Consider the following 4142-nt stretch of genomic DNA (forward strand, 5'->3'; position numbering starts at 1 on the left):
TGCCGATAAACATACGCTTGTGCTGATGTGGCCGGTACATATCAAGAAGTTGATGGCGTAGTAGCTTAAAGGGGCCTCAGCGCACGAAAGGACGCGGCAGAGCCGCCAACCTGCCGGAGCCAGCTAGTGAAGCTTGCCCCTCGGAGGCTTGGCGGTCAGCCACTTCAATTTGACGCTGTTAAGCTCTTGTTCGAGCTCCAGCGCGAGCCGGACGATGGGGTCCGGAATGGAAATCGCGTCTCTCCCGCCCTCTGCCACCTGCGTCTTCGCCGAAAGCTCCGAGACTACTTTGGATCCGGCCGATTTCGACAGCAGTCGGGACAGGTGCTCCCGCTGCAAAGCGTGAACCTCTTCCAACAGGCTCAGGAACCTCAACGCATCCACTGTCGGCAGCCTGTTGGTTCTCAAGCGGGCAATCCGCTCGTGCTGACGCGCAATGTGCCGCTCGCCATGTCGAACATGACGCTGCGCCATGCTGATGTGGTCTTCGAGAGACATGGCGCACAACGCGAAAACAGCCATCTCGTTCCGTCAGCTGAATCTGGCAGGACAATCGAGTGGGTACGGCACGCAACCAAAGCTCGCCGGACCAATAACGCAAAGCAGGATTGGGGCAGATGGCCGTCTGCAGCGAAACGGTGGCCATGCAGGAGATGATATGCCGATCGGGTTGGGAATTGTGGCGGAGGGAGTGGGATTCGAACCCACGGTGAGCTTGCGCCCACGCCGGTTTTCAAGACCGGTGCCTTAAACCGCTCGGCCATCCCTCCAGCATGGTCTTTCAACCACTTACGATCGTCGCTATCGGTCAATTTTCAATGGTCGGCGCAAACTTGACGCCGAGGCATTTGCGACCGGTTAGCGCTTCATTGCTGTAGTGCGGCGGTCAGGGCTGCGTCAACCACCGCGACGTGCCTTCCTGCGGTCGGGACAGACGATGCATTGCCCGGCTGCCTGGTTGGCCGGGCGCTTTTATGTCTGTGGCGAAAATGTCACGCAACCAGAATATGCGGCGGCTCAACCTTAGCGCGCTTATTATCCAGCCAAACGAGGCGTACCGTCCTTAGCGGGGCAAGGGGACGACCCAGACCGCGAGCGTCTCTCACTTCCTCCCGAACTAGCGCCCGCTACGGAAAACGTGGTGGGCGTCTTCTTGTCCAGTCCGAAGGCAACGCCTCCGGCTAAGGCGCGATAGCGTCTCCCAAACTGATCCGTGAAACCACTGCTCATATGGATGAGCCGAGTTCATCCGTTCGATCTAGGCAGGCCTTGCGGACGCCCATGCTAAACTCCTGGTTGGCGCGGGCAATTCCAGCGCTGTGAGCGCCGGTTGGAAATGGAAGTCCCCCTCCAAAAAGCTGCCCCTCCATCCGGCGCTCATCCACGCAAGGCTCATCCTCGCCGGAGTTTTTTCCCCGCCATAATCTCGCCCGGTTCCGGCCATAATCGATTAACATCGTAATAAACATTTCCTGTGCACAAAGATATTGGGGATCAAGGTGTTGCTGCATTCGGGGGCGCTTGGCTCCGATTGATGGCGGCGAGACTGTAGGGGACAATCGAAAACATGCAGACCTCGGCGCGCCCGCGTCTTCGTCGCGCTCCTGCCTTCGTGCTGTGCGCCCTCTCGGCGGTGCTGCTTGCCGGCTGTACGTCGACGCCGCAACCGAAAGGCATGGTCGACAAGCGGCCGCGCTCCAAGGAATATTTCGCCGAGTCCGAATATGGCGTGAAGGCGAGCCCGCGCGTTGCCTTCATGCGGCGCGGCGGCGGCCGCGACCAGCTCGGCAAGCCGTACCAGGTGCGCGGCAGGTGGTACTATCCCAAGGAAGATAAGAAGTACGCCAAGGTTGGCCTGGCTTCCTGGTATGGCGATGCCTTCCACGGCCGGCTGACCGCCAATGGCGAAGTCTATGACACGATGCAACTGACGGCGGCGCACCCGACAATGCCGCTGCCGAGCTATGCACGCGTCACCAATCTCGAGACCGGCAGTTCGATTATCGTCCGCGTCAACGACCGCGGCCCATATCATGAGGGCCGCATCATCGACGTCTCGGAACGTGCCGCGCAAATGCTCGACTATGGCAAGGTCGGCACGGCAAGGGTGAAGGTCGAATATGTCGGCCGGGCGCCTCTCGACGGCAATGACGACCAGTATCTGATGGCTTCCTACCGTCCCGGCAGCAGGCGGCCCGATCCGTCCGACGGCCTGCCGACGGGCGTGATGGTGGCCATGAACGGCCCGTCGCCCAGCCTGTCGATGAGCGATGCACCTCCAGCGGCCGTGCCGTTCCCCGGCCAGCTGACCAGTTCCGGGCAGGCTTTTGCCACGCAGTCGGGTCTGTCGGAGCAGCCTGCCGCGCAACCGGCGATGTCAGGGCAGGCGCAGGGCGCCAGCGAAGTCGTGCTGCCGGATTTCGGGCCGATCGTGCCGGAGCGGCCGCAGTTCAGGCTGCCGCCGAACTCGCCCTTTGCCATGGCGTCGCTGTCCTACGCGGATGAGCGCGTCAAACACGCCGACGTCTTTGCCGCCCTCGACGGCAGCGGCATGTCGCCGGCCGACATCCTCCAGTCGTGGAAGAAGTCGAACGGCCAGGAACAGGCGCCGGCCTCCGATTATGTGGCCGCCGGCTCTTTTGACAATGCGGCGCAGGCAAACCGCGTGGCGGCGGCGCTCGAGCCGTTCGGCAGGACTGAAATCCAGCGCACCGAGCTCGACGGCAACGACTGGTACGCGGTCAACGTCTATCCGGATGGCCATAGCAGCATCGACGACCTGCTGCAGGCGGCCTGGTCGCACGGCGCGCCGGACGCATTGGTTGTGCGAAACTGATCAATTTCGCGCCCGCCGTTGATCCAGCGGAAAGAACCCTGATAGCTTGTCGACGCCAGCACGGCTAAGTGGGTCGATTTTTCATGCAGTTCCGCATCTTTCAGCCTTTCGCCGGATTACTAGGCCTGGCGCTGATACTGCTTTGGGCAGCCCCGGCCGGTGCGCAGCTTTTCGAGACCAAGGCGGCCCAGGCCTTCATGATCGACGCCGACACCGGCACGGTGCTTTTCGCCAAGGATGCCGACAAGCCGATCCCGCCGGCTTCGATGGCCAAGCTGATGACGATGGAGGTGGTCTTCAACGCCATCAAATCGAAGCGGATCACGCTCGACGATACTTTCGTGGTCAGCGAAAACGCCTGGCGCACCGGCGGCGCGCCGTCGGGCACCTCGACGATGTTTGCCAAGCTCAAATCGGCGGTCCGTGTCGAGGATCTGATCCAGGGCGTGACCGTGCAGGCCGCCAATGACGGCTGCATCGTGCTTGCCGAAGGCATGGCAGGCTCGGAGGCGAATTTCGCCGCGCAGATGACGGAGCGTGCCCGCGAGCTTGGTCTCTCGAAATCGACCTTCGTCAATTCGACCGGGCTGCCGGCAGATGGCCAGCAGACGACAGTGCGGGAACTCACGATGCTGGCACTGCACATCTGGCGCGACTATCCCGAGTTCTTCCACTACTACGGCCAGCCCGACTTCACCTGGAACAAGATCTCCCAGCGGAACCGCAATCCGCTTTTGGCCATGGGCATCGATGCCGACGGCTTCGTGGCCGGGGCGAGCGAGTCCGCCGGCTTCGGGATTGTCGGCACGGTCAGCCACAACGGCATTCGGGTGATCGCGGCGCTGAGCGGTCTGGCGAGCGACCGGGAACGCTCCGAGGAGGCGCGCAAGCTGCTAGACTGGGGGTCGCGCTCCTTCCAGAAGTCGGAGATCTTCGCCAAGGACGAGGTCGTCGGCGAAGCCGAAGTGTTCGGCGGCGCCAAATCCGGCGTGGCCTTGAAAGCCAAGGGCCCGGTGGACATCTTTCTGCCGATAACCAACCGCGACAAGCTGACCGCCAGAATTGTCTATGACGGTCCGGTGGCGGCGCCGGTGGAGGAGGGGCAACCGGTCGGGGAGCTGCGCGTTTGGATAGGCGACACGCTCAGCCAGCGAACGCCGCTTTTCGCCGCCGAGGCGGTGAAGGTCGGGACGTTGCCGCAGCGTGCGCTTGACGCCGCCAAGGAACTGGCTGTCGGCTGGCTGCGTCAGAAACATTTGTGATCGGGCAGGCTCGTGGACCTTTTGCCGGACGGGAGCTATGACAG

Annotated in this window: 3 protein-coding genes and 1 tRNA gene; 2 read left to right on the forward strand and 2 right to left on the reverse strand. The window is 62.4% G+C overall.

From position 1 onward, the window contains the following. Positions 1-123: 123 nt before the first annotated feature. Together EOA60_RS21730 and EOA60_RS21735 are read right to left on the reverse strand one after the other, a co-directional pair. Positions 124-522 (reverse strand): hypothetical protein, encoded by a 399-nt coding sequence (locus EOA60_RS21730; protein WP_095800717.1) that lies wholly within the window; start codon positions 520-522, stop codon positions 124-126. Positions 523-680: 158 nt separating this feature from the next. After that, positions 681-770, reverse strand: a tRNA-Ser gene (locus EOA60_RS21735). A gap of 797 nt (positions 771-1567) precedes the next feature. Between EOA60_RS21735 and EOA60_RS21740 the strand changes: the two genes are divergently transcribed. Both EOA60_RS21740 and EOA60_RS21745 read left to right on the forward strand, forming a co-directional pair. Continuing rightward, the gene (locus EOA60_RS21740; RefSeq protein WP_095825412.1) at positions 1568-2836 is read left to right on the forward strand and encodes a septal ring lytic transglycosylase RlpA family protein; all 1269 of its coding nucleotides are present in this window, start codon (positions 1568-1570) and stop codon (positions 2834-2836) included. Between the two features lie 83 nt (positions 2837-2919). Then, positions 2920-4098 carry a D-alanyl-D-alanine carboxypeptidase family protein gene (locus EOA60_RS21745; protein WP_128311846.1) on the forward strand — a complete coding sequence of 393 codons (1179 nt, stop codon included), beginning with the start codon at positions 2920-2922 and terminating at the stop codon, positions 4096-4098. Positions 4099-4142: the final 44 nt, after the last annotated feature.

This window comes from Mesorhizobium sp. M1A.F.Ca.IN.020.06.1.1 (genome assembly GCF_004023265.1).
Taxonomy (GTDB): domain Bacteria; phylum Pseudomonadota; class Alphaproteobacteria; order Rhizobiales; family Rhizobiaceae; genus Mesorhizobium.